We start from the raw sequence: 24,339 nt of genomic DNA on the forward strand, positions 1-24,339 counted from the left end.
ATCGACGACGCGTCGAAAACTCCTGGCATTACTCCGGGTCGTGACCTGCGCGGCTACTGCGGCAACCGGATCGGGTTGACGATGTCCGCGGTGATCGTGAGCAGGCTGATCGCACCGAAGATCAGGATGACCACGTAGGTGAGCGGCAGCAGCCGGGTGTAGTCGACCGGCGGCATCGCCACCTTGCCCAGTCGTCGCCGCACCGCGTCGCGCACCCGTTCGTACAGGTTGACCGCGATGTGCCCGCCGTCGAGCGGCAGCAACGGCATCAGGTTGAACACGCCGACGAAGAAGTTGAGCGCCGCAAGCAGCAGCAGGAACGTCGCCCACTGGCCCTTCTCGGCGGCGTCACCACCGATGACGGAGGCGCCCACCATGCTGATCGGCCGGTCGATGTCCTGTGCACCACCGATGGCCGCCCATACGGCGGGCACCTTCTCCGGGAACATCTTGAGGCCCTGCCAGGTGGCTTCGAACATCTTTCCGGTGAACACGAACGTCGCGGGCACCGCGTCCACCGGCCCGTACTGCAGCGTGCTCAGCGGTGCGAGACCAATCGCCCCTGCCGGTGCCAGCGCGTTGTGCTCGCCGGGTTTGGCGTCGAGCGCGGCGCGCTGCACGGACGCGACGTCGACCGTGAGCGTCAGCTGCTTGCCGTCGCGCTCGATGACGAACGGGGTCGGCCCGAAGTGCGTCCTGATCACCGTCACCGCGGCGTCCCAGTCGGGCGTCGGGGTGCCGCCGACCGACACGATGTGGTCGCCGGACCGGATGCCGGCCTTCTGCGCGGGCGGAGGCTGAGCCGGGTCGCAAGGGGTCGGTGCGAGGGTCGTTGGGTCCTGGCTCGCGGGGACACACGAGACCTGCCCGGCGTACGCCCCGCCGATCGGCGGCAGCAGCCCGGACACGGCCATCACGTACAGCAGGATGATGCCGATGATGAAGTGCATGACCGAGCCGGCGGACAGCACGACGACGCGTTTCCACGTCTTGCGCCGGTAGAAGGCCCGGGGCTCCTCCTCGGGGGTGACCGGGTCGAGCGCGGTCATGCCGGCGATGTCACAGAACCCACCGGCCGGGATCCACTTCAGCCCGTACTCGGTCTCACCGCGCCGGAAGGAGAAGACCTTCGGCCCGAAACCGATGAAGTAGCGGCGGACCTTCATGCCGAACGCCTTGGCCGTCCACATGTGACCGGCCTCGTGCAGTGCGATCGACAGGCCGATGCCGACCGCGAACAGCACCACGCCCAGTGCGAAGCTCACGCGCTTGTTCCTCTCGCCACCGCGGCGGCCACCAACTCGTTGGCGCGGGCACGGGCCCACTGCTCCACCGCTAGTACGTCATCCACGGTAGCCGGATCGGTGTTACATCCGTGCGCGGTCGCCAAAGCCTCACCGACGAGGTCGGTGATGTCGGTGAACCGGACCTTGCCGGCGACGAACGCGGCGACCACTTCCTCGTTGGCCGCGTTGAACACCGCCGGCATCATCCCGCCCGCCGTGCCCGCCGCCCTGGCCAGCGCCACACCCCGGAACGCGTCCTCGTCGAGTGGCTCGAACGTCCAGCTGGTGGGCTCGGCGAAGGTGCAGGCGGGCGCGGCCTGATCGACCCGGTGCGGCCAGGCCAGCGCCAGCGCGATGGGCAGGCGCATGTCCGGCGGGCTGGCCTGGGCGATGGTCGCGCCATCGAAGAAGGTCACCATCGAGTGAATCACCGACTGGGGGTGCACCACGACGTCGATGCGGTCGTAGGGCACGTCGAACAGCAGGTGCGCCTCGATCAGCTCCAGACCCTTGTTCACCAGCGTCGCCGAGTTGATCGTCACCACCGGGCCCATGTCCCAGGTGGGGTGCTTGAGCGTCTCGTCGAGGCTCACGTACTCCAGCTCGGCGCGTCGTCTGCCCCGGAACGGGCCGCCCGACGCGGTGAGCACCAGCTTGGCGACCTCGTCGGCCCGGCCGCCGCGCAGACACTGCGCGAGGGCGGAGTGCTCGGAGTCCACCGGCACGATCTGGCCCGGGCCCGCCGCTTTCGTGACCAGCGAACCGCCGGCCACCAGCGACTCCTTGTTCGCCAGCGCCAGCGTCGCGCCGGACTTGAGTGCGGCGAGGGTCGGGCGCAGCCCCCGGGAGCCGGTGATGCCGTTGAGCACGACGTCGGACGGCGTGCCCTCGATCAGCTCGAGCACCGCATCGGGACCGCTCAGCACCTGCGCGGACACCCCCTCGGCCCGCAACGCCGCGCGGAGCTCGTCCGCTCGCGCCGGGTCCGCCACCGCGACCCGGGGGACGTCGAACTCCGCGACCTGCCGTGCAAGCAGCGGGACGTCTGCCCCACCTGCCGCGAGACCGGTCACCCGGAACCGCTCCGACCGGGGCCCGATCACGTCGAGCGCCTGGGTTCCGATGGAGCCGGTCGAGCCCAGTACTAGTACACCGCGAGTGCTCATCACCTCATATTGTCCCGGACACTGGGTCCGGGCGGGGGTGTGACACCATAATCATCGCGTTACGACAATCAGGTGGAGGCGTGGTGGCAGGCACCGGGCACGACGTGGCCAAGCGGGACGACCATTCCCCGGCCACGGTGGATCCTCAGGATGAGCCGTCGGCCGAGTGGGGCTGGCACGGCAGCTTCCCCAAGGGCGCGCTGATCATGGGCTGGGTCTCGGCGGTGATCATCCTGCTGATGCTGATCGGCAACCACGAGGGTCGCGTCGAGGACATCTGGCTGGTCGGCACCGGTGTCGTGATGATCCTGCTGCTCATCCGGCACAGCATCCGCGCCCGGCGTTCCTGGCGGCGCTGAGCACCCGCCGGCATGGCTGCGCCGTCGGTGGAGCTCGAGGTCGGCGACCGCACGGTCCGGATCAGCAACCCGGACCGGGTGTACTTCCCCGCGCGCGGGGAGACCAAGATCGACCTGGCGCGGTACTACCTCGCCGTCGGGGACGGCGTGGTCCGTGCGCTGCGTGAACGGCCGTGCATGCTGCACCGCTTCCCCACCGGGGTCAGCGGCGAGAAGGTACACCAGAAGCGGCTGCCTCGCGGGGCTCCGGACTGGGTGCAGACCGTCCGGGTCGATTTCCCGCGCTACAAGCGGCACGCCTACGAGCTGTGTGTGACCCATCCGGCGGATGTCGTGTGGGCCGTTCAGATGTCGACCGTCGAGTTCCATCCGTGGAACTCCCGCCGTGCTGACGTCGAGAAGCCGGACGAGTGGCGGATCGATCTCGATCCCATGCCGTCCGCAACGTATGCGGATGTGCGTCGGGTCGCCTCCGTCGTCCAGGAGGTTCTCGCCGAGCTGGGTGCGGTGGGGTGGCCCAAGACCTCCGGTGGCAAGGGGTTGCACATCTATGTGCGGATCTCACCTCAGTGGGGGTTCTCCGACGTTCGGCGGGCGGCTCACGCGTTCGCCCGAGAGGTCGCTCGGCGGTCTGACGGGCTCGTCGATCTGACCTGGTGGCGTAAGGACCGGGATCCCGCGTCGATCTTCGTCGACTACAACCAGAATGCCCGGGATCATACGATCGCCTGCGCCTATTCTGTTCGGGGAGTTCCTGAGGGGCTGGTCAGCGCTCCCCTGCTGTGGTCCGAGGTCGAATCCGCGTCACCCGAGGACTTCACGATCGCGACGATGCCTGCCCGTTTCTCCGAGCTCGGCGATGTGCACGCCGGGATCGATTCTTCCGTCTACTCGCTGGACACCCTGCTCTCGTGGGCCGAACGCGATGAGCGTGACGGGGACTCCACGCCCCCTGAGCCGGAGTAGCCGTCCCCGATCGTCCTGGCGTGGCTACGGGGTGTGCGGGTTCGGCCTCGGTCTGGACTGACGGCGTCCATGGCCCACAATGGCCCGGTGCAGCTGCCTGTGATGCCACCGATCAAGCCGATGCTGGCCAAGCCCGTCGGCCGGATTCCGGCTGACCAACACTACGAGCCCAAATGGGACGGGTTCCGGTCGATCATCTTCCGGGACGGCGACGAGGTGGAGATCGGCAGCCGCAACGAGCGGCCGATGACCCGCTACTTCCCCGAGGTCGTCGAGGCGGTCAAGGCGAACTTCCCGGAGCGGGCGGTGATCGACGGCGAGATCATCATCGCTGACCTCGGCTCCAACCGGCTGGACTTCGAGGCGCTGCAGCAGCGCATCCACCCGGCGGCCAGCCGGGTGAACCTGCTGTCCGTCGAGACTCCCGCCAGTTTCGTCGCGTTCGACCTGCTCGCGCTGGGCGACGAGGACCTGACCGGGCAACCGCTGGCTCAGCGGCGCGCGGCGCTGGAGAAGGCACTCGCGGACGCCCGGCCGCCCGTTCACATCACGCCGGCGACCCGGGACACCGACCTCGCGGCGCGGTGGTTCGAGGAGTTCGAGGGCGCCGGGCTCGACGGGCTGATCGCCAAGTCGCTGGACGGCACGTACCAGCCGGACAAGCGGGTCATGGCCAAGATCAAGCACGAGCGGACCGCCGACTGTGTGCTCGCCGGGTACCGGGTGCACAAGTCCGGTCCGGACGCCATCGGCTCGCTGCTGCTCGGGCTGTACGACGAGCACGGCACGCTGGCCTCGGTCGGGGTCGTCGGCGCGTTCCCGATGGCGCGGCGCCGGGAGCTGTTCACCGAGCTGCAGCCGCTGGTCACGACGTTCGACGACCATCCGTGGGCCTGGGCCCGGCAGGAGGAGGGCAACCGGACGCCGCGCAAGAGCGAGACCAGCCGCTGGAACGCCGGGAAGGATCTGTCGTTCGTCCCGCTGCGTCCGGAGCGGGTCGTGGAGGTCAAGTACGACTACATGGAGGGTGTCCGGTTCCGTCACACCACCCAGTTCGTCCGCTGGCGCCCCGACCGTGACCCGTCGTCGTGCACGTACTCGCAGCTGGAGCGCCCGGTGCGCTTCGAACTGGACAAGGTGCTGACCCGAGGGTGACCCGGATCGACAACCGGGACCCAGGACCGAGGCCCGGTCGCTGGTTGCTGCCCGTGAGCCTGCTCGGCGCGGTGTGCATGGTGGTGCTGGTCACCGGATGGCTGCTCACCGACCCCTCGGTCAGCAAGGCCGACGCGCTGAAGACCGGCGGCCTGGCGGGCGGTGCGATCCTGGCGTTGTACGGGCTGTGGATCAACGACCGGCGCCGGCGGACCGAGGAAGCCAGACACGAGGTCGAGCGGGCGCGCGCCGAGCTGGACCGGGACAAGACCTCCGACGAGCGGTTCGCCAAGTCGGTGGAGCTGCTCGGACACCAGGCCGACCAGGTCCGGGTGGGAGCGCTGCACGCCCTGGCCGGCCTCGCCCGCAACCGGCCCGACTACACGCAGACGGTGCTCGACGTCCTGTGCTCCTACCTGCGGCGCCCGTTCACCCATCCCGGCTACGACATGCTTCCGGAGGATCCCGATCAAGCCACTCCGGACCCCGACGACGCGTGGCCCGCTGACGAGATCGCTACGGCAGATCGTGAGCGGCAGGTCCGGCGGACGGCCCAGCGACTGATCGCCGACCTGCTGCCGAGTGTGGCCGATGACCAACCGACGCTCTATGACCTCGATCTGACGTCCGCGAACGTGGAGTACCTTGACCTCACCGGTCGTCAGATCGGCTGGTTCACCGCCCGCCGTGCGCGGTTCTACGGAATCAGCCGACTCGCCAGCCTCAGGGTCCAGCGCCGGGCGCTGTTCTCCGGCGCGCGCTTCCACGGCCGTACCGACTTCTACCGGGCTCGGTTCGACGGTGGACTGTCCTTCCGCGACACACGGTTCGACGGAATTCTGCGACTGATACACGCGGTGGTCAGCGACTTCGTCGATCTGAAGACACCCGCCCCCGCACGGCTGGAGGGCTGGCTGACTCATACCGAAGGTACGGCGGTCAGACTCGAGGAACGCACCCAGTGGGTCATCAAACCCGAGCCCGCGACATGTGAGCGGTGTGCCACTGACGATCACCCGACGATCAGGCCCTGGTGACGAGCAAGGCGCACCAGTCACACCAGTCCCACCGTCTGTTTCAGTTCCTCGGCGGATCGCGTACGTCCGCGGCGGTTCAGCGATCTCTGCCGACAAATTCCCTGGTCAGGCCATGATCTACGGGAATTTCGCGGCGTAACCGGGCGCATCGAACCGCGTTACGCGCAGGCAATACGCCGTTCCTAGCGTTCCCGCCGTCTACATCGGACGGCGGAAGGACGCCTCATGGCGCTTGCCGACAATCCCCAGCTGGAGGACTACTCGCTGCGCTACACGCCCAGCGAGTTCCGCACCTGGTCACCCTGGATGGTCTTCCTCAGCTGCCTGGTCGGGCTGTCCGCGATGGCCGGCTACGCCCTGGACGCCGCGTTCGTCAACGAGTTCGGCTTCACCAACTCGCTGCTCGGTTTCGCCATCGCCGGGGTGGTGACACTGCCGATCACCGCGGTCATCGCGTTCGTCATCGCGTCGAAGCACATCGACATCGACCTGTTGACCAGGGGCAGCGGCTTCGGCTACCTGGGTTCCACACTCACCTCGCTGGTGTACGCCACGTACACGCTGATCTTCCTGGCCTACGAGGGCGCGATCATGGGGCAGGCGGTCACCGCGCTGACCGGGTTGGAGCTGCATCTCTCCTACATCGTCGTGTCGGCCGTGATGATCCCGCTGACCCTGTACGGGATGACGTTCAGCTCGAAGTTCCAGGCCTGGACCTGGCCGCTGTGGGTGGTGCTGATCGGGCTCGCCGTCGCCACGGCGGCCACCGCGCCGGACGCGGCCTTGCACATGCTGCACCCGACACCGCTGGGCAGCACCAGCATCGCCGGGGTGGCCGGGATCAGCCTGGTGGCGGTGTTCGTCGTCGCGGCGGCCAACCTCTCACTGGCCACCCAGGTCGGCGAGCAGGGCGACTACCTGCGACTCATGCCCGACCCGAGACCGGGGCAGGCGTGGCGGTGGCGGCTCGCGGTGCTGTTCGGCGGCCCTGGCTTCGCGCTGTTCGCCATCGTGATCTTCTTCGCCTCGACGCTGCTGGTCGGTTACGCCGACACCCAGGCCGACGCGGCCACCGTGGCGATCCCGGTCGACCTGTTCACCATCGTCTTCCAGCGGCTGACCGGCGACCACACCTCCGCGCTGCTCCTGGCGGGTGTGCTGGTGCTCCTGTCCCAAATCAAGATCAACATCATGAACACCTACTCGGGGTCGCTGTCCTGGTCGAACTTCTTCTCCCGGTTGCTGCACCGTCACCCCGGACGCGCGGTCTGGGTGGTCTTCCAGGTGGCACTCGCGCTGGTGCTGATGGAGATCGACATCTTCGACCACATCGTGACCGTCCTGGCGCTCTACGCAAACGTCGGGATCGCCTGGGTCGGTGCGATGGTCGCCGACCTGGTGATCAACCGCCGCGTGCTGCGCATCGCCCCGGCGCACATCGAGTTCCGCCGAGCGCACCTGCTGAACGTCAACCCGGTCGGGTTCGGCTCGATGGTCGTCGCCTCACTCGTCTCGATCGCGGCCTATTTCGGCGCCTTCGGTGCCCTGGCCACGTCGCTGGCACCGTTCCTCTCGCTCGCATTGGCGCTGGTCCTGCCACCGGTGGTCGCACTCGCCACCAAGGGACGGTGGTACCTGGCTCGCACGAGCGAGTTCCCGGCGGGCACGACCCACGCCACCTGCGGCGTGTGCGCCGGGAGCTTCGACGTCGTCGACATGGCGACCTGCCCGTTCCACGGCGACGCGATCTGCTCGCTGTGCTGCTCGACCGACGGCGACTGCAAGGACCGGTGCAAACCCAGCGCCTGGCGGCCGGTCGCGCTCGGCATGCCCACCATCTCGTCCCACGTCAACCAGGAGGCACACCGATGAACACCACAGCCCTGATCGTCGTCGACGTTCAGAACGGCTTCTGCCACCCGGACGGTTCGCTGCCCACGCTCGGCATGCCGCTCGCCGACGTCGACCGAGCGGTCACACAGAGCGCGGCGGCGGTCGCGCAGGCCCGTGAGCTCGGGATTCCGGTGGTCTTCACCCGCCACGTGTACCGCCCCGGACGCGCCGACGAGGGCGCGAGCCTGATCGGCATGGTGGGCAACCGGCTCGCCGACGTCGGCGGTCTCGCCGCCGGAAGCTGGGACGGCGACGTCGTCGACGAGCTGGGGTGGACCTCCGAGGACCTGACGGTCGACAAGGTCCGGTTCGACGCGTTCCTGTGGACGTCGCTCGACCCGCTGCTGCGGGGGCTGGGCGTGGACCAGCTGCTGGTGTGCGGAGTCGTCACGAACATCTGCGTGGAGTCCACGGTGCGGGCCGCGTTCATGCGCGACTACCGGGTGACGGTGATCGGGGACGCCTGCGCGGCCCAGACACCGAGGCTGCACGACATCGGCCTTGAGGTCATGGGCGGCATCGGGTTGGCCGAGGTCGTGTCGCTCGCCGACGGGTACCGCATCGGCGGACTGTCCGAGGTCGCGGCATGAGACAGGGGTGCCGTGCGACGGTCACCCGGGTGTCACACCGGGGTAACACCCACTTCCTACCGTCACGCTCGGTGGAGATCCCGATCCGACGGCAGGTGCCGATGCCCGAACGCACGTCCCGGACGGCCCACGACCATGGCGTGCGCAGGCTGCGCGACGTCATCCGCGCGGCCGTGCTCGGCGGCGCGTATCCGAGCGGCGTGCTGCCCGGCGAGGCCGAGCTGATGACCGAGCACGGCACCACCAGGGCCACCGTCCGGGACGCGCTGGCGATGCTGCGCAGCGATCGGCTCATCGAGCGGACCCAGGGCGTGGGAACCCACGCCGTCGTCGCACCGGTGCGGGCACAGATGGAGGAGGCGCTGGGGCTGCTCCGGCCGGCGAACAGCACGCTGTTCGACCCGAGGGTGCGCCCGCACGTGCTGGACCGTGCGGTGCTCCCGATACCGAGCACGCTCGCCGAGTGGATGGGTGTCGCGCCGGGCACCGACTGCCTGCGGCTGGACTACGTGTCGTTGCACGACGACGACCCGATCGCGCTGGCCACGAACTACGTGCTGTTCCCCGAGGCGGAGCGACTGCTGAACACCCCGTTCCGGCACGACTGGTACAGCCTGCTCGCCGACGCCGGAGTGCGGCTCGGCCAGTCCGAGTTCGTCATGGACAGCCTGCTCGCCGACCCGCTGTCCTCGTCCCTGCTCGACGTCGCGGAGGGCTCTGCCCTGCTGGCGATGGACCAGACGATCCGCGACCGGGACGGCCGCATCGTCAACGTCGCCTTCATCCGGATGCGTCCGGACCGCTTCCGATTCGTCTCCCGGGGCCACGCCCCCGCGCATCCCACCTCGACCCAGGAGCCGGCATGACACTCCGCACCCTCACCGAAGCCGCCGAGGCGCTGCGCGCGGGCACTACGACCAGCCGCCGCCTGACCGAGCAGGCACTCGCCGTCGCCGACGAGTCCGACCGACATCTCGGCGTCTACCTGCACCGCTTCGACGAGTACGCACTGGACCGCGCCGATGTCGCCGATGCCGAGCTGGCCGCCGGCGTGGACCGAGGGCCGCTGCACGGCATCCCGTTCGGGGTGAAGGACATCCTGGCGATGGCCGAGGGTCCGACGACCGCGCAGAGCCTGGTGCTCGACCCGGCATGGGGTGCCGGGAAGGACGCGCCGGTCGTCGCGCGGCTCAAGCAGGCGGGCGCGGTGATCACCGGGAAGACCTCGACCATGGAGTTCGCCTGCGGCATGCCCGACGACAGCAAGCCGTTCCCGGTACCGCGCAACCCCTGGGATCCGGCCACCTGGCCCGGCGGGTCCAGCTCGGGCACCGGGGGCGGCGTCGCCTCGGGAATGTTCTTCGCGGGGCTCGGCACCGACACCGGCGGCAGCATCCGCATCCCGGCCGCGTTCTGTGGCATCACCGGTCTGATGCCGACGTTCGGCAGGGTGCCCAAGTCCGGTTGTGTCCCGCTCGGCTACAGCCTGGACCACATCGGCCCGATGGCACGCAGTGCACAGGACTGCGCGGCCGTGCTGGAGGTCATCGCCGGTCGGCACGCTAGCGACCCCGACTGCGTCGACGCCCCGTTCAGCGGGCCGGCCTGGGCGGAGGATCTGACGGGCCTGCGGGTGGGGGTCGTCCGGGACGGTCACTTCCCGGTCGGGAGTGATCCGGCGCTGCCCGGCGCGTTCGACGCCACCGTCGCGCTGCTCGCCGAGTCCGGCGCCAGCACCACCCCGGTCGCGCTGCCCTACTGGACCGAGATGATCACCGCCGACATCGTCACGATGTGCTGCGAGGCACTCGCCTACCACCGCACGGACACCCAGCGACGCTGGGCGGACTACTACCCGGCGACCAGGTCGATGCTGGCCAGGGGCGCTCTGGTGTCCGGTGCGGACTACGTGCAGGCTCAGCGCATGCGCCGGGTGGCCCAGGACGCGCTGCGCCGCCTGTTCACCGAGGTCGACGTCGTCGTCTGCCCGACCGCGTCGGTACCCGCACCGCCGTTGGACGGCTACCTGACCGGCGGCACCGACATCATGGCCCTGTTCGAACACATCCACACCGGCTACTGGGACAGCGTCGGCAACCCGGTCCTGGCGTTGCCCATGGGATTCACCGCCGCCGGTATGCCGCTGTCGGTCCAGGTCGCCGGACGCCCCTTCGCCGAGGCCCAGCTGCTACGCGTCGGCCAGGTCCTGCAGGCGCGCACCGACTGGCACCTGCAACTGCCCGAGCCGGTCGGCGACACCGAGCTGGCCGCGTGAGCACAGGGAGAGACATGAGCCTCGAACACGTACGGACGATGCTGGCGGCGGCCGGAATCCCCGCCTCCGACACCGAGATCACCACCCTCGCCACCCAGTACCCGACAATGCGAACCCTGGTGGATCAGCTCTACACCCCACCCGAGGTCCGCTACGCCGATCCCGCCCTCCGCTTCACCCCCGAGGCCACGATCACCCCCTGGCCCTGACCAGCGCGTCTTTCATGATCACCACCGTGTGAGGGCTGATTTCTCCCGCGAGATCAGCCCTCACGCGGTGGTGATCATGATCGGAGCAGGGCCGCCACCTGGTCGATCGTTGCCGACAGGGCCGCCTGGTGGGAGAGGAGCTGGGGGCGGGGGGTCGTGTAGGTGAGAGTCGAGATCGAGATCCCGCCCCCGGGCACGCCGTCGCGCACCAGGGGCATGGCCATGCAGCGGATGCCGGGTTCGTTCTCCTCGTCGTCGACCGCGTAACCCTGTGCCCGCACCCGGGCCAGGTCCTCGGCCAACGCCTGCCGCGTCGTGAGGGTGTTCGGCGTCCGCCGGGCGAGCCCGGTCTCGGTGATCAGCTCGCGCAGCTCGTCGTCGGCGAGCCGGGCCAGGATCGCCTTCCCGATCGCGGTGCAGTGCAGCGGGATGTGCATGCCCACCGTGGACGCCATCCGGACCGGACCCGGGCTGTCGATCTTGTGGACGTACACCGCCTGGGTGCCGCTGCGCAGCGCCATGTGCACGGTCGCGCCGACCTTCTCCCCCAATGCCCGCAGCACCTGCTCGACGCCGCGGGGCGCGGCGACACCGAGCGCGGCGGCCAGGGCGGCCGAGCGTGGGGCCAGCCGGTAGGAGCCGCCGCCGACCGGCTCGACGTAACCGGCGTCGGCCAGCACACCCAGGATGCGGTGCGCGTTCGTCCGGGTGACTCCGGCCGTCTCGGCGATGTCGGCGAGCATCCGCGCGCCGGGAGCCACCGCCTCCAGCACCCGTAGCGCGCGGGTCACCGCTCCGTCCGATCGTTCGCGCGCTGCCACTGTTCTCCTTCACCCCATGGTTGACGCCGCCCGTTGCGCGATCGTACCGTCTATTCACCCAAAGTGAATGGCGTTGCTTGAAAATGAATATACTGACGGATCTCTACCAGCAGGCCGTGCTCCCGGTGCTTCGATCCCCGTCCTGGCAGCGGGCGGTCGACACCGTCACCGCGCTGACCGATGCCGGGTGCCCGGTCGTCGAGCTCACCACGTCCACTCCCGACTGGGACACCGCGCTCGGCGCGGTGGCCGGCCGGCCGTGCCAGGTCGGGGTCGGCACGATCCGCTCGGTGGAGGAGGCGGAGAAGGCCCTCGCCTCGGGTGCGGCGTTCCTGGTCAGCCCGTTCCCGGTGGACGGGGTGGCGGCTCTCGCCTCGGCTGAGGACGTGCCGTTCATCCAGGGCGGATTCACCCCCGGCGAGCTGAGCGGTGCACGCAGCGCCGGCATCGCCAAGGTCTTCCCCGCCCACCTCGGCGGGCCGAGGTACCTGCGGTCACTCGCCCCGGTACTGCCGGAGCTACGGCTGGTCCCGACGGGCGGCATCGGCTGGGACGACGTGTCGGACTACCTGGCGGCCGGCGCGTTCGCCGTCGGTATCGGCTCGGGGCTCGACCTGCCCTCGGCCGAGCTGGCCGCCGCGTTCGCGCGAGTGCGCCGCGAGCCGCCGGTATGAGTGGGTTCGACGTCCTGGTGCTGGGCGAGCCGATGGTGGAACGGCACCACGACGCCGACGGCCGGACCCTCGCCCCGGACTCCGTGTCCGGCGACGCGTTCAACGCCGCCAGCGCGGCGGCACTCGCCGGTGCGCGGGTCGCGCTGCTGACCGTGCTGGGTGAGGACGACGCCGCCGAGCTGGTGATCAGGGAGCTGGAACGGCGCGGCATCCACACCGGGCACATCGCGCGGGCGTCGGCGCCCACCGGCGCGTACACCGTCACCTCGGACGTGCACGGCCAACCCCGGTTCAGCTACCAGCGCGCGGGTTCGGCCGCGACCACCCTGGCGTGCACCCACCTCGACCGGTGGGGACCGGTCATCGACTCGGCACCGGTCCTGGTCACCAGCGGCATCACCTCGGCGTTGTCGGACGGCGCGGCCGAGCTGGTCTCCGGCGCGATCCGCCGCGCGTCCGAGGCAGGGTCGACGGCCTGCTACGACGTCAACTTCCGCCCCGGGCTCACCTCGCCGGAACGGGCGCGGCGGCTGCTGGACGAGGTCGCGCCGGGTTGTGGCCTGGTCAAGATCGCCAGCCCTGGCGACTCGGTGCCGCTGCTCGGGCTGACCGACCCGGCCGAGGTGTCCGCAGCGCTGCGCGCGCTGACCGACGCGGCGATCGTCGTCAGCCAGGGGTCACAGCCGATCGTGCTGAGCGAGCAACGCCAGGTCATGCGCTATCCGATCCTCCCGATGCCGCGCCCGGTGGACACCACGGGCGCGGGTGACGTGCTGCTCGGCACGCTGGCCGCCGCGCTGGCGGCGGGCAGCGCGCTGGCCAGCGCACTGCCCGTCGCCGTGGCCGCGGCCGGCCTGTCCACCCAGCACCGGGGCGGCGCGGCGCGGGCGTCGCTGAACGAGGTACTCGCAGCCCTCCAGTCCTGTCCGGAACCGTCCCACGCACTCAACGAGGAGTCGCGGTCATGACCACCAACCAGCCGTCGAGACGACAGACGACCACCCAGCCGCCGCCCCGGCCCCGCGGCCGGGGCAACAACACCCGCTGGGGGATCGTCGTCCTGTGCTTCCTCGGGATCACGATCAACTACGTGGACCGCGCGAACCTGAGCGTCGCCCTCCCGGAGATGGCGAAGGACCTGCACATCCCGCCCGAGATCCAGGGTTTTGTGCTGTCCTCGTTCTTCATCACCTACGCGTTGGGCCAGCTGCCCGCCGGCAGCCTCACCGACAAGTACGGCGTGCGACCCATGTTCGCGATCGGCGCCTCGATCTGGGGCGTGTTCACCATGCTCGGCGGCGCCGTCCAGAACGTCGCCACGCTCATCGCCACCCGGCTCGGCCTCGGGGTGGGCGAGGCAGCGGGCTACCTCGGCTGCGCCAAGGCGGTGTCGCGCTGGTTCCCGCGTCACGAACGGGCACTGGCCAACTCCGTCTGGGACAACGGTGCGCGCGCCGGCACCGCCATCGCGCTGCCCGCCGTGACCGCGATCATCGCGCTGCTGAGCTGGCGGTGGTCGTTCGTCATCACCGGCCTGTTGGCGATCATCTGGGTCTTCGCGTGGCTGCGCGGCTACCGGGAGCCGAAGGACCACCCGACGTTGTCCGAAGCCGAGTTCGAGTACATCAAGGCCGGCGGCGCCCGCTTGGACGACGCGGACGAGGCGTCGGCCGGTGTGAAGGTCCGCTGGCGGCAGCTGTTCGGCTACCGCACGGTGTGGGCGATGATGTTCGGCTTCTTCTGCCTGAACTACGCGATCTACTTCTTCATCACCTGGTTCCCCACCTACCTGGTGAAGGAACGCGGCTTCGACCTGCTCAAACTCGGCCTGTTCGGTGCGCTGCCTGGCATCATCGCGATCGGCGGTTCGCTGCTCGGTGGGTTCACCTCGGACCGGCTGATCCAGCGTGGCTGGTCACTCAACAAGGCACGCAAGACGTGCCTGGCCAGCGGCATGCTGGTCAGCTCGGTGATCGCGCTCGCCGTGCTGGTGCCGGAGGCCTGGCAGGCGCTGGCGCTACTGTCGCTCAGCTATGCGGCACTCGCCTTCTCCGCCGCGTCGGTCGCGACCCTGCCCTCCGACGTGGCCCCGCAGGCCGACCAGGTGTCCTCGCTCGCCGGTATCCAGAACTTCGCATCCAACGTGGCGGGTGTGCTGGGCCCGATCATGACCGGTTTCCTGATCGCCGCGACCGGCTCGTTCGTGCTGCCACTGCTGCTGTCCGGCGCGCTGTGCATCCTCGGCGCGATCACCTACACGGTCGGTATCCGGAAGGTCGCCCCACTTCCGCCCCGGATCACCGCATGACCGGGCAGGCGGCGGTGCTGCACGGCCCGAAGGACGTCAGGATCGAACAGCTGGCGCCCGCGCCGCTACCGCCCGGTCACGTGCGGATCGCGCTGGAGGCCACCGGCCTGTGCGGCAGCGACCTGCACTACTACGCCGACGGACGCAACGGGCCGAACGTCGTGACCGCGCCGTTGGTGCTGGGTCACGAAGGCTCGGGGAAGGTGATCGAGGGCCCGGACGAGCTGGTCGGCCGGCGGGTCGCCATCGAACCCGCGGTGTCCTGCGGCGGGTGCCGGCCGTGCCGGACCGGGCGCTACAACCTGTGTCTGAACGGCACCTGCCTCGGTTCGCCGCCGACCCACGGCACCCTGCGCGGCGACGTCGTGATGCCGGTGCGGAACGTGCACCCGGTACCGACACTCGGTGCCGGCGCGGCCGCGCTGGTCGAACCGCTCGCGGTCGGGACCTGGGCGGTCCGCCGTGCCGGGATCGGCCTCGGTGACCGGGTGCTGATCACCGGCGCCGGCCCGATCGGACAGCTCGCGGCGGTCGCGGCACGGTTGGCCGGAGCGAGCTGGATCGGTCTGATCGACACCGCGCAGGCGCGGCTGGCCAGCGCCGACGGCCTCGCCGACGAGTACTTCGCCGAACCGCCGGACGCGGTGAACGCCGATGTCCTGGTGGAATGCTCGGGCGCACCGGAAGCGTTCGCCGAGCTGGGCATGCTGCGTCCCGGCGCTCGGATCGCGCTGGTCGGTACCCCCGCCCGACGAGCGTTGAGCACCGGGTTCCTCGTGCACGCGCAACGCTACGAGCTCGACGTACTCGGCTGCTTCCGGTACGGGCCCGGTGCGTTCGCCTCGGCCGCCGCGTTGGCCGGCAGCGGTCGCGTCGACCTGGAACGGCTCATCACCGCCAGCTACCCACTCACCGAGGCCGCGACCGCGCTGCACACCGCGCTGACCGACCGGACCCAGCTCAAGACCCTCGTACTCAGCTCCGGAGCGACCGTATGAAGATCACCGCAGCCGACGTCATCGTCACCTGCCCCGGCCGCAACTACGTCACACTCAAGATCACCACCGAGGACGGGCTCGTCGGCTGGGGGGACGCGACGCTCAACGGACGCGAGCTGGCCGTCGCCTCCTACCTGCGCGACCACGTCTGCCCGCTGCTGATCGGCAGGAACGCGACCCGCATCACCGACACCTGGCAGTACCTGTACCGGGGCGCCTACTGGCGTCGCGGCCCGGTCACCATGACCGCGATCGCGGCGGTCGACGTCGCGCTGTGGGACATCCTCGGCAAGATCAGCGGGCTGCCCGTGTACCGGCTGCTCGGCGGCGCCGCACGCGAGGGCGTCACGGTCTACGGGCACGCCAACGGCTCGACGATCGAAGAGCTGCTCACCGACGTCGCCCACTACCGCGACCAGGGCTACCGGGCGATCCGGGTCCAGGCCGCCGTGCCGGGTCTGGACTCGACCTACGGCATCGGCGGCAAGAGCGCCGGGCACACCTACGAGCCCGCCGACGGGGAGCAGCCAACCGAGAACGTCTGGGACACCGCCGCCTACCTCGACTTCGTGCCGAAGATGGTGGCCGCCGTCCGGGACGAGTTCGGCCCCACGGTCCGACTGCTGCACGACGTGCACCACCGGCTGTCCCCCATCGAGGCGGGCCAGCTGGGCAAGTCGCTCGAGCCGTACCGAATGTTCTGGATCGAGGACAGCACACCCGCGGAGGACCAGTCCGCGTTCCGGACGATCCGCCAGCACACCACCACCCCGCTCGCCGTCGGCGAGGTGTTCAACAGCGTCTACGACTGCAACCAGCTGATCACCGAGCGGCTCATCGACTACATCCGCACCTCGGTGTCGCACACCGGCGGGATCACGCACCTGCGGGACGTGTTCGCGCTGGCCAACGTGTACGGGGTGCGGTCCGGTTCGCACGGCGCCGGCGACCTGTCGCCGGTGTCGTTCGCCTCGGCGCTGCACCTGGACATGGCGATCCCCAACTTCGGCATCCAGGAGTACATGGGCCATCTCGACCCGTGGCGCGAGGTGTTCTCGGTCGGCTACACGATGCACGACGGCCTGATGCATCCCGGCGACGCGCCTGGCCTGGGTGTGGAGCTCGACGAACAGGCCGCCGCCCGCTACCCGTACCAGCCGCAGTACTTGCCGGTGAACCGGCTGACCGACGGGTCGATGTGGGACTGGTGAACCCGCTAGATCCCGCCGAGGTCCGCCCCGGCGTGCTGCACCTGGGTATCGGCGGGTTCGCCCGGGCTCATCAGGCCGTGGTCCTGGAACGCATGATGGTCGCGACCGGTGACCTGAGCTGGGGCATGGTCGGGGTGAGCCAGCGCTCCCCCGCCGCCGCCGAGGCCCTGCGCCGCCAGAGCTGCCGCTACAGCCTGATGTACGACCGGTCCGGCCCGGCCACCGTCGTCGGCTCCGTGCACGACGCCTACTTCGCCGGTGACGATCCGCACCGGGTGACCCGGGACGTGGCGGCCGGGTCGACCCGGCTGGTGACGGTCACCGTCACCGAGAAGGGCTACCGGCCGCCGAGTGTCGCGGCCGGACAGCTCGCCGAGGGTCTCCGGGAACGGTCCCGTACCGGTGCGCCGCTGACAGTGCTGAGCTGCGACAACCTGCCGGGGAACGGGGTGCTGCTCGCCGGCCTGGTTGACGAGGCGCTGGGTGACGAGGCGGCACGCACCTGGGTCCGGGAGAACGTGCGGTTCCCGGACACCGTGGTCGACCGCATGGTGCCGCGCACGACCGAGGACGTGTGCGCGGCGGCGTCGGGGTCGCTGGGCTGGCGCGACGAGTGCGCCCTGGTCACGGAGCCGTTCCTGGAATGGGTGATCGCCGATCCCGGCCCGGGGGTGCTCCCGGACCTGACACTCGGAGGCGCGGTCCTGAGCCGCGAGGTCGCGGTCTACGCCGAGCGCAAGCTGCGCATCCTGAACGCGGCCCATTCGGCGCTGTGCTGGTGGGGTGTGCTCGCCGGGCACCGCTACGTCGCGGACGTGATGGCGGACGAGACGATCGTGGGTGCGGTGCGGTCGATGCTGGTGGACGACGTGCTGCCGATCCTGCGCGCGCCGGAGGGCACCCGGCTCACCGACTACCTGGACAGCGTGTTCGAACGCTGCGCCAATCCGGCGCTGCGCCACGCCACCGCCCAGGTCTGCGGCGACGGATCGCTGAAGGTCGGCCCCCGGCTGCTCGACTCGGCGGTGGCGAACCTGCGCCTCGGCCGCATGCCTCACGGTCTGGCCGCGGCGGTCGGCGCCTGGCTGCGCTGCACCACCACCAGCGTGGACGACACGGGCCGCCCGCTCGACCTCGACGACCCGATGGCCGCCCGCATCCGCGCGACCCGGACCACGGCGGACGCACTGCGCACGGTCCACCCGGAGGCAGCCGACCACGCCGACTTCGTCCACGCCGTCGCCCAGGCCCGCCACAGCTCCCCGTAACCACCCGCCCCCTGGCACGAGGCCGGTGGGGCGGGTGGGCTGGGTGGGTGGCTGGTACCCGCGAGTCGGGCACGTCGGCACAGCGAGTCGCGCGTCTGGGTACATGACCCTGTGCTGGGGGCCCCGACTCGGTGTGCTCAGAGCCGCGACTCGCGGGGTGGGGTCAGGCGGAGGTGTCCCTGGCTGCCGTGTAGGCGCTTCGGATCGTGTCCGCCGTGTTCGCGGCGTCCTCGGGCAGGGATGGGCTGGATTCCTCGGGTCGGGGCCAGGTGGGGGGTTCGCCGGTGAGGGCCCAGGCCGCCTGGCGGGCCGCGCCCACCGCCACGTACTCGGCGGGAGCCAGGACCGTGACCGGCACACCGAAGATCAACGGGGCCAGCTCCTGGACCGCCGCCGACCGGCTGCCGCCGCCCAGCAGCAGCACCCGGTGGACCGGCACGCCCTGGGCGACCAGTCCGTCCAGGCCGTCCGCGAGACCGCACAGCATGCCCTCGACGACGGCGCGCGCGAGGTTGGTCGGTGTGGCGTTCGCCCCGGTCAGGCCGGAGATCTGGCCGCGCGCGGTCGGCCGGTTGGGGGTGCGTTCGCCCTCCAGGTACGGCAGCAGAACGAGACCGGCCGCACCCGGCGCCGCGCGGAGCGCGAGGCGGTCCAGTTCGGCCAGGTCGACCCCGAGCAGATCGGCGCCCGCCCGCAGCACCCGCGCGGCGTTCAGCGTGGCGACCAGTGGCAGGTAGCCGCCGGACGCGTCGGCGAAGCCCGCGACGACGCCAGAGGGATCGGCGACGGGCTGGTCGTGCGCCGCGAACACGGTGCCGCTGGTACCGATCGAGACCAGCACGTCTCCGGGTTCGGCACCGGCTCCCAACGCCGCGCCCATGTTGTCACCCGTGCCCGCCGCGAGCAGCGCACCGCCCGCCAGCTCGGTCGCGGCACCGGCCCGTTCGCCGGGCGCGCAGACCCTGGGCACCTCTAGGTCGCGACCGAAGGCCATCCGCAGCAGGTCGGGCCGGTACTCGCCGGTGACGGTCGACCAGTAGCCGGTGCCGGACGCCTCACCGCGATCGGTGACCGCCTCGCCCCGGCCTCCGGCGAGCAGCCAGGTCAGCCAGTCGTGCGGGAGCATCACCCGCCGTGCCCGGTCCGCGACCTCGGGTTCGGCGCGGGCTGTCCAGCGCAGCTTCGTCGCGGTGATGCTCGCGACCGGGACCGTTCCCACCTCGCTCGCCCAGCGTTGCGGCCCACCCAGCTCGTCGATCAGGTCGGCCGCCGCGTCCGCCGACCGGGTGTCGTTCCACAGCAGCGCGTCGCGCACCGGGTCGCCCGCCTCGTCGAGCAGCACCATGCCGTGTTGCTGGCCGGCGACCGAGATGGCCTGGACGCCGTCCAGCACACCGCCCTCGGCCGCTTTCCCCAGGGCCGTCCACCACTCCCTCGGATCGATCTCCGTGCCTGGCGGGTGGGCGCAGCGCCCTTCGCGGACCGTCGCACCCGACTCCAGGTCCACCACGACGATCTTGGTTGCCTGGGTCGAGGAGTCCACTCCGGCGACAAGTCGCGCATCCGTCATGCGAGGCAGTATCGCGATCGACGGCAAGTTGGACGACCCGTAGTGGCCCATCAAGATCCATAATGGACGCCTACCGGTTCGACGGGTCTCACACAGGGGCGGTCTCGTGGTGCGGATGAACACCTGGCGGCTCGCGTGGGCGTGCGCGCTCGTCCTCGGCGTCTGCGGGTGTGCCGCGCCCGCCCCGGCCCCGCCCGCTCCACCCCCGCCCGGTCCCACCAGGGCGCTGGTCACCTGGGCCGACAGCGTGTGCACCACCACGACGACACTGCGCGAACGACAGGCGAGCTTGCGCCGGCTGCCCGGGGACGCCTCGGCCTCGGACCCGTTCACCGAGATGGACGTCGACCAGTACCTGACGTTCGCCGGTCTCGATGCGCAAAGCCTCACCAAGGCGTTCCAGACCCAGCCGCCCAGCGGCATACCCGAGGCCGACGCGTTGGTCGCCGGCTACGCGAAAGCGATGGGCGACGTCAGCACAGAGATCAGCGGGCTCGCGGGGGAACCGGGCGCGAGCCAGTCGCTGTCCTTGCCGGACAAGCTCGTCCGGGCCAGACGGATCGGGCAGCTGTTCGACTCGGTGAAACCCTCGGGCCCGGACCTGCCGGCGATCGCCGAGCGCAACCCGACGCTCAAGAGCGCCTACGACGTGGCACCGCGATGCGAACCGGCGGCACGACCGGGTGCCGCGCCGGTGTCGGTCTCCCCCGGTAACCCCGGCCCGCTCCCACCCGCGAGGGACGGCACGGATGTCGCGGCGTGCCAGGACGGCACCTGCCAGATCTCCGTCTCGGGCTCGGTCGACCTCACGGTGAACGGTCTGGCGCTGCGGATCTCCGTCGAGTCGGGCAAGGTCACCGCCGCGCTGACCGATTCGAACGGCTCGACCTCCACGTCCGAGATCGGGTCGCCGGGCTCCACCGCGACGCTCAGCAACGGCGCCAAGGACGTGAACATCACGCTGCTCGGCCTCGAGGGCAACACCGCGGTGCTCGACCTCACCCCGTGAGTGCCGCGGCGCTCACGGGTTCGTGGCCCGCCTCGGGCAGCCGCAGGACTCGCGGTGCACGAAGGTCGGGGGTAGACGCACGGTCGTCGCCGGCGCGTCCGGTGTGGTCATCCGGGCCAGCAGCAGTTCCACGGCGCGCCGGCCCATCTCGGCGAACGGCTGCGCGACGGCCGTCAGCCCCGGGCTGAACAGGCTCGCCCAGGGGAAGTCGTCGAACCCGACCAGCGCCATCCCGCCCGGGACCTCGACGCCGGCTTCCCGCAGCGCGGTCATCGCACCGATGGTCATCGAGTTGTTGCCGGTGATGATCGCGGTGGGCCGCTGGTCCAGCGCCATCAGAGCGTGCACCGCCTGGCGCGCCGCCTCGGTCTCCGAGCGACCGCCGACGAGCAGCCCGGGCTCGGCGGGCAGCCCGGCCCGCCGCAGACCGAGCAGGTAACCCTCCCGCCGTTCCAGCGTGGTCGCCAGACCCGGATGTCCCGCCACCATGGCGATCCGGCGGTGACCGCGCCCGGCGAGGTGTCCGACCAGATCGGCGACGGGCTCGACGTTCTCCGAACCGACCTGGTCGAGCCCGGCCTGGATCAGCCGGTCCAATAGCACCGTCGGCACCCGGTGGTCGGACAGGAACTCCAGGGCGGCGTGCGGCTGGGCCGACGGCGCGAGGATCAGCCCGTCGACCCTGCGGTGCTGCAACCGTCGGACGACGGTCAGCTCGTACTCCGGCTCCTCCCTCGGGTCGGCGAGCAGGAGCGTGTACCCGGCCTCGGTCGCCGCGTCCTCCACCGAGCGCAACAGGTCCCCGAAGTAGGGATTGGAGATCGCCGAGAGCGCGAGCCCGATCGTCGTCGTGCGCGCCGTCGCCAGCGACCGTGCCACCGTGTTCGGCGTGTAGTTGGCCCGCCGCACGGCGTTGAGCACCTGCTCGCGAGTGCGCGGCCGCACCGGCCGGGTTCCGTTGAGAACATGCGAGACGGTGGCGATCGAGACCCCGGCGAGGCGTGCCACATCGGCCATCGTCGCGATGGGCCACCTCCGGTGTGGGTTGTTATCCGTCTGAATCCAAAGTTACTGCGCAAGCGGTTGCGAAAGCGTTTACGTGCCACTTATGGTACGTCAAGCTGTGACTCAGGACACGATTACTTCCGTAGTCAACGAGTCCGTGTCGACACACCTTGGAGGGCACCGTGGCCCCAGCGGATGAGCGGATACCGCGACCATCGATCAGTCCGGGGCCACGACGATGGCGCGCGTTCCTCGCCGCCGCCTTCCTGTTGCCGGCGCTCGCGCTCACCGGTTGTGCCGGCGCGGGTGCTCTCGGCGGCGGTGGTGACGGAGTGCAGACGGTCACCGTCGCCATCGTGTCCAACCCGCAGATGCAGGACGCGATCTCGCTGGTTCCGGAGTTCCAGAAGACGCACCCGAACATCCGGCTGAAGTTCGTCAGCCTGTCGGAGAACGAGGCCCGCGCCAAGATCACCGCATCGGTGTCGACCGGCGGCGGCGAGTTCGACGTCGTGATGATCAGCAACTACGAAACGCCGCAGTGGGCGAAGAACGGCTGGCTCACCGACCTGCAGCCGCTCGCCGACGCGACCCCCGGCTACGACCCGGCCGACTTCCTTCCCTCGGTGCGCAACGCGCTGTCCTCGGACGGCCACCTGTTCGCGGTCCCGTTCTACGGCGAGTCGTCGTTCCTGATGTACCGCAAGGACCTGTTCTCCCAGGCCGGGATCACCATGCCGCCGAACCCGACCTGGCAGCAGGTCCGCGACATGGCCGCGAAGCTCAACGATCCCGCGCAAAGCCGGGCCGGCATCTGCCTGCGCGGCAAGCCCGGCTGGGGCGAGGTGCTCGCGCCGCTCGACACCGTGATCAACACCTTCGGCGGCAGCTGGTTCGACATGAACTGGAACGGCCAGCTCAACTCACCCGCCACGACCCAGGCGGTGCAGTTCTACACCGACCTCGTGCGCGAGTACGGCGAGCCGGGCAGCGCGAGCGCCGGGTTCTCCGAGTGCGCGACGCAGTTCGGCCAGGGCAACGCCGCGATGTGGTACGACGCGACCTCGGCGGTGAGCGTCCTGGAGGACCCGAAGGAGAGCAAGGTCGCCGGCAACGTCGGCTATGTCGCCGCCCCGGTGGTCAACACTCAGCACTCCGGCTGGCTCTACAGCTGGGCACTTGCCATCCCGAAGACCTCCGAGCACACCGACGCGGCGTGGCAGTTCATGTCCTGGATGACGTCCAAGGAGTACATGCACCTGGTCGGGAGCACGCTCGGCTGGGCCCGCATCCCGCCGGGTTCCCGCACCTCGACCTACCAGATTCCGGAGTACCAGCAGGCAGCGGCGGCGTTCCTGCAGCCGACGCTGGACGCGATCAACAACGCCGACCAGGACCACCCGACCGCGACCCCGGTCCCCTACACCGGCATCCAGTTCGTCGGCATCCCCGAGTTCCAGGATCTGGGCACCCGGGTGAGCCAGCAGATCAGCGCCACCATCGCCGGGGCGCAGACGGTGCAGGAATCGCTCGAACAAGCGCAGAAGTACGCCGACACCGTCGGTGAGACCTATCGGCAGGAGGGAAACCGATGACCGCGACCCTCGAAGCCGCGACCACCCCCAGCCGCCCCGCTCGTCCGGAGCGGGGCCCTGGCTCCAAGTCCGACGGCTGGATCCGGAGAGCGCCGCTGTTACCGGCGCTGATCTTCACCTTCATCGTGACGCAGCTGCCGTTCGTGGTGACGATCTTCTACTCGCTCCAGTCCTGGAACCTGGTGCGGCCGGGTTCGCAGCACTTCGTGTGGTTCGAGAACTACGCCAGGGTGTTCACCGACAACCAGTTCCGGACCGTCGCGCTGAACACCGTGGTGCTCACCGTCGGCTCGGTGCTGATCGCGGTCGCGCTCGGGCTACTGCTGGCGCTGCTGCTGAACCGGGCGTTCTTCGGCAGGGGCTTCGTCCGCACGCTGCTGATCACGCCGTTCCTGATCACCCCGGTGGCCGCGGCGCTGCTGTGGAAGACGGTGCTGCTCGACCCGACGTACGGCCTGGTGAACTTCGTACTGAGCCCGTTCGGTGCCAGCCACGTGGACTGGATCTCGAAGTTCCCGCTGATGGCGGTCATGATGGCGCTGGTATGGCAGTGGACGCCGTTCATGATGCTGCTGATCCTGGCCGGTCTGCAGAGCCAGCCGGCCGACGTGCTGGAAGCAGCCGGGGTGGACGGGGCGTCGAACTTCGCCATCTTCCGCGAGATCACCGTCCCGCACCTGCGCCGGTTCATCGAGCTGGGCATCGTGCTCGGCACGATCTACCTGATCAACCAGTTCGACGCGATCTACATGATGACCAGCGGCGGTCCCGGTATCGCCAGCTCTAACCTGCCGTTCTACATCTACCAGCGCGCGTTCCTCGGCTTCGACATCGGCCAGTCCGCGGCGATGGGTGTGGTGGTCGCGCTGCTCACCACGATCGTCTCGACGTTCGCGCTACGCCTGATCTTCCGCACGTTCAGTGGAAACGAGGAGTCGGCCTGA

At 70.1% G+C, this 24,339-nt stretch carries 23 protein-coding genes; 18 read left to right on the plus strand and 5 right to left on the minus strand.

The window, feature by feature from the left end; genetic code table 11:
- Positions 1-53 precede the first annotated feature (53 nt).
- Both G406_RS0101540 and dxr read right to left on the minus strand, forming a co-directional pair.
- The gene (locus G406_RS0101540; protein ID WP_028932417.1) at positions 54-1,265 is read right to left on the minus strand and encodes a M50 family metallopeptidase; all 1,212 of its coding nucleotides are present in this window, start codon (positions 1,263-1,265) and stop codon (positions 54-56) included.
- On the minus strand, positions 1,262-2,452 hold the full coding sequence (gene dxr / locus G406_RS0101545; RefSeq protein ID WP_028932418.1) for a 1-deoxy-D-xylulose-5-phosphate reductoisomerase: 1,191 nt from the start codon (positions 2,450-2,452) through the stop codon (positions 1,262-1,264). Before dxr ends, G406_RS0101540 begins: the two co-directional genes overlap by 4 nt.
- A gap of 80 nt (positions 2,453-2,532) precedes the next feature.
- Here dxr and G406_RS0101550 point away from each other — a divergent pair, with 80 nt between their 5' ends.
- The 9 genes from G406_RS0101550 (at position 2,533) to G406_RS0101590 (ending at position 10,936) form a co-directional block, all read left to right on the plus strand.
- Entirely contained in the window at positions 2,533-2,811 is a 279-nt protein-coding gene (locus tag G406_RS0101550) for a DUF2631 domain-containing protein (RefSeq protein ID WP_425414552.1), read from the plus strand.
- A gap of 12 nt (positions 2,812-2,823) precedes the next feature.
- Positions 2,824-3,777 carry a non-homologous end-joining DNA ligase gene (gene ligD, locus G406_RS0101555; RefSeq protein ID WP_037074630.1) on the plus strand — a complete coding sequence of 318 codons (954 nt, stop codon included), beginning with the start codon at positions 2,824-2,826 and terminating at the stop codon, positions 3,775-3,777.
- 87 nt (positions 3,778-3,864) lie between these two features.
- A complete protein-coding gene (locus G406_RS0101560; RefSeq protein WP_028932421.1) occupies positions 3,865-4,932 on the plus strand; it encodes an ATP-dependent DNA ligase in 1,068 nt (355 codons plus the stop codon).
- Positions 4,929-5,969, plus strand: coding sequence for a pentapeptide repeat-containing protein (locus tag G406_RS53535; protein ID WP_051341300.1), 1,041 nt, complete (start codon positions 4,929-4,931; stop codon positions 5,967-5,969). Before G406_RS0101560 ends, G406_RS53535 begins: the two co-directional genes overlap by 4 nt.
- Positions 5,970-6,194: 225 nt before the next feature.
- Positions 6,195-7,841: a purine-cytosine permease family protein gene (locus G406_RS0101570; RefSeq protein WP_028932422.1), complete on the plus strand. Its 1,647-nt coding sequence runs from the start codon at positions 6,195-6,197 to the stop codon at positions 7,839-7,841.
- Entirely contained in the window at positions 7,838-8,452 is a 615-nt protein-coding gene (locus tag G406_RS0101575; protein ID WP_037074632.1) for a cysteine hydrolase family protein, read from the plus strand. Before G406_RS0101570 ends, G406_RS0101575 begins: the two co-directional genes overlap by 4 nt.
- Positions 8,453-8,523: 71 nt before the next feature.
- Positions 8,524-9,318, plus strand: coding sequence for a GntR family transcriptional regulator (locus tag G406_RS44050; RefSeq protein ID WP_245606973.1), 795 nt, complete (start codon positions 8,524-8,526; stop codon positions 9,316-9,318).
- Positions 9,315-10,727, plus strand: coding sequence for an amidase (locus G406_RS0101585; protein ID WP_028932424.1), 1,413 nt, complete (start codon positions 9,315-9,317; stop codon positions 10,725-10,727). Before G406_RS44050 ends, G406_RS0101585 begins: the two co-directional genes overlap by 4 nt.
- Before the next feature lie 14 nt (positions 10,728-10,741).
- Positions 10,742-10,936 (plus strand): hypothetical protein, encoded by a 195-nt coding sequence (locus G406_RS0101590; protein ID WP_028932425.1) that lies wholly within the window; start codon positions 10,742-10,744, stop codon positions 10,934-10,936.
- Between the two features lie 74 nt (positions 10,937-11,010).
- Here the strand turns inward: G406_RS0101590 and G406_RS44055 are convergent, their stop codons facing one another.
- A complete protein-coding gene (locus G406_RS44055; RefSeq protein WP_084215695.1) occupies positions 11,011-11,757 on the minus strand; it encodes an IclR family transcriptional regulator in 747 nt (248 codons plus the stop codon).
- A gap of 83 nt (positions 11,758-11,840) precedes the next feature.
- Between G406_RS44055 and G406_RS44060 the strand changes: the two genes are divergently transcribed.
- From G406_RS44060 to G406_RS44075, 6 genes are read left to right on the plus strand one after another with little or no spacing between them, the layout of a single operon-like run.
- On the plus strand, positions 11,841-12,431 hold the full coding sequence (locus G406_RS44060) for a bifunctional 4-hydroxy-2-oxoglutarate aldolase/2-dehydro-3-deoxy-phosphogluconate aldolase (RefSeq protein ID WP_037074634.1): 591 nt from the start codon (positions 11,841-11,843) through the stop codon (positions 12,429-12,431).
- A complete protein-coding gene (locus G406_RS44065; protein ID WP_051341305.1) occupies positions 12,428-13,399 on the plus strand; it encodes a PfkB family carbohydrate kinase in 972 nt (323 codons plus the stop codon). Before G406_RS44060 ends, G406_RS44065 begins: the two co-directional genes overlap by 4 nt.
- Entirely contained in the window at positions 13,396-14,739 is a 1,344-nt protein-coding gene (locus G406_RS0101610) for an MFS transporter (protein ID WP_028932426.1), read from the plus strand. The genes G406_RS44065 and G406_RS0101610 overlap by 4 nt, the downstream gene beginning before the upstream one ends.
- Positions 14,736-15,737, plus strand: coding sequence for an alcohol dehydrogenase catalytic domain-containing protein (locus G406_RS44070; RefSeq protein ID WP_037074635.1), 1,002 nt, complete (start codon positions 14,736-14,738; stop codon positions 15,735-15,737). The genes G406_RS0101610 and G406_RS44070 overlap by 4 nt, the downstream gene beginning before the upstream one ends.
- On the plus strand, positions 15,734-16,948 hold the full coding sequence (gene manD, locus G406_RS0101620; protein ID WP_028932427.1) for a D-mannonate dehydratase ManD: 1,215 nt from the start codon (positions 15,734-15,736) through the stop codon (positions 16,946-16,948). The genes G406_RS44070 and manD overlap by 4 nt, the downstream gene beginning before the upstream one ends.
- Positions 16,945-18,216, plus strand: coding sequence for a mannitol dehydrogenase family protein (locus G406_RS44075; protein ID WP_169736563.1), 1,272 nt, complete (start codon positions 16,945-16,947; stop codon positions 18,214-18,216). The genes manD and G406_RS44075 overlap by 4 nt, the downstream gene beginning before the upstream one ends.
- 163 nt (positions 18,217-18,379) lie before the next feature.
- On the opposite strand, the gene xylB is transcribed toward G406_RS44075, so the two are convergent.
- Complete coding sequence (gene xylB / locus G406_RS0101630; RefSeq protein ID WP_028932428.1) at positions 18,380-19,786, minus strand: xylulokinase; 1,407 nt, start codon at positions 19,784-19,786, stop codon at positions 18,380-18,382.
- A 115-nt stretch (positions 19,787-19,901) separates the two neighbouring features.
- Between xylB and G406_RS0101635 the strand changes: the two genes are divergently transcribed.
- The gene (locus G406_RS0101635; protein WP_028932429.1) at positions 19,902-20,795 is read left to right on the plus strand and encodes a hypothetical protein; all 894 of its coding nucleotides are present in this window, start codon (positions 19,902-19,904) and stop codon (positions 20,793-20,795) included.
- 12 nt (positions 20,796-20,807) lie between these two features.
- Here the strand turns inward: G406_RS0101635 and G406_RS0101640 are convergent, their stop codons facing one another.
- Positions 20,808-21,812 (minus strand): LacI family DNA-binding transcriptional regulator, encoded by a 1,005-nt coding sequence (locus G406_RS0101640; RefSeq protein ID WP_245606974.1) that lies wholly within the window; start codon positions 21,810-21,812, stop codon positions 20,808-20,810.
- A gap of 170 nt (positions 21,813-21,982) precedes the next feature.
- Here G406_RS0101640 and G406_RS0101645 point away from each other — a divergent pair, with 170 nt between their 5' ends.
- Together G406_RS0101645 and G406_RS0101650 are read left to right on the plus strand one after the other, a co-directional pair.
- Complete coding sequence (locus G406_RS0101645; RefSeq protein WP_425414553.1) at positions 21,983-23,395, plus strand: ABC transporter substrate-binding protein; 1,413 nt, start codon at positions 21,983-21,985, stop codon at positions 23,393-23,395.
- Positions 23,392-24,339: a carbohydrate ABC transporter permease gene (locus G406_RS0101650; RefSeq protein WP_028932432.1), complete on the plus strand. Its 948-nt coding sequence runs from the start codon at positions 23,392-23,394 to the stop codon at positions 24,337-24,339. The genes G406_RS0101645 and G406_RS0101650 overlap by 4 nt, the downstream gene beginning before the upstream one ends.

This window comes from Actinospineispora spinosispora DSM 44797, from assembly GCF_000429025.1.
Taxonomy (GTDB): Bacteria; Actinomycetota; Actinomycetes; order Mycobacteriales; family Pseudonocardiaceae; genus Pseudonocardia; species Pseudonocardia spinosispora.

What these genes read in the sequence shown, in the direction of transcription:
- dxr (WP_028932418.1), bottom strand. Translation starts at nt 2,452, where the DNA reads ATGAGCACTCGCGGTGTACTAGTACTGGGCTCGACCGGCTCCATCGGA.
- ligD (WP_037074630.1), top strand. Translation starts at nt 2,824, where the DNA reads ATGGCTGCGCCGTCGGTGGAGCTCGAGGTCGGCGACCGCACGGTCCGG.
- G406_RS0101570 (WP_028932422.1), top strand. Translation starts at nt 6,195, where the DNA reads ATGGCGCTTGCCGACAATCCCCAGCTGGAGGACTACTCGCTGCGCTAC.
- G406_RS0101575 (WP_037074632.1), top strand. Translation starts at nt 7,838, where the DNA reads ATGAACACCACAGCCCTGATCGTCGTCGACGTTCAGAACGGCTTCTGC.
- G406_RS0101585 (WP_028932424.1), top strand. Translation starts at nt 9,315, where the DNA reads ATGACACTCCGCACCCTCACCGAAGCCGCCGAGGCGCTGCGCGCGGGC.
- G406_RS0101590 (WP_028932425.1), top strand. Translation starts at nt 10,742, where the DNA reads ATGAGCCTCGAACACGTACGGACGATGCTGGCGGCGGCCGGAATCCCC.
- G406_RS44060 (WP_037074634.1), top strand. Translation starts at nt 11,841, where the DNA reads ATGAATATACTGACGGATCTCTACCAGCAGGCCGTGCTCCCGGTGCTT.
- G406_RS44065 (WP_051341305.1), top strand. Translation starts at nt 12,428, where the DNA reads ATGAGTGGGTTCGACGTCCTGGTGCTGGGCGAGCCGATGGTGGAACGG.
- G406_RS0101610 (WP_028932426.1), top strand. Translation starts at nt 13,396, where the DNA reads ATGACCACCAACCAGCCGTCGAGACGACAGACGACCACCCAGCCGCCG.
- G406_RS44070 (WP_037074635.1), top strand. Translation starts at nt 14,736, where the DNA reads ATGACCGGGCAGGCGGCGGTGCTGCACGGCCCGAAGGACGTCAGGATC.
- manD (WP_028932427.1), top strand. Translation starts at nt 15,734, where the DNA reads ATGAAGATCACCGCAGCCGACGTCATCGTCACCTGCCCCGGCCGCAAC.
- xylB (WP_028932428.1), bottom strand. Translation starts at nt 19,786, where the DNA reads ATGACGGATGCGCGACTTGTCGCCGGAGTGGACTCCTCGACCCAGGCA.
- G406_RS0101635 (WP_028932429.1), top strand. Translation starts at nt 19,902, where the DNA reads ATGAACACCTGGCGGCTCGCGTGGGCGTGCGCGCTCGTCCTCGGCGTC.
- G406_RS0101640 (WP_245606974.1), bottom strand. Translation starts at nt 21,812, where the DNA reads ATGGCCGATGTGGCACGCCTCGCCGGGGTCTCGATCGCCACCGTCTCG.
- G406_RS0101650 (WP_028932432.1), top strand. Translation starts at nt 23,392, where the DNA reads ATGACCGCGACCCTCGAAGCCGCGACCACCCCCAGCCGCCCCGCTCGT.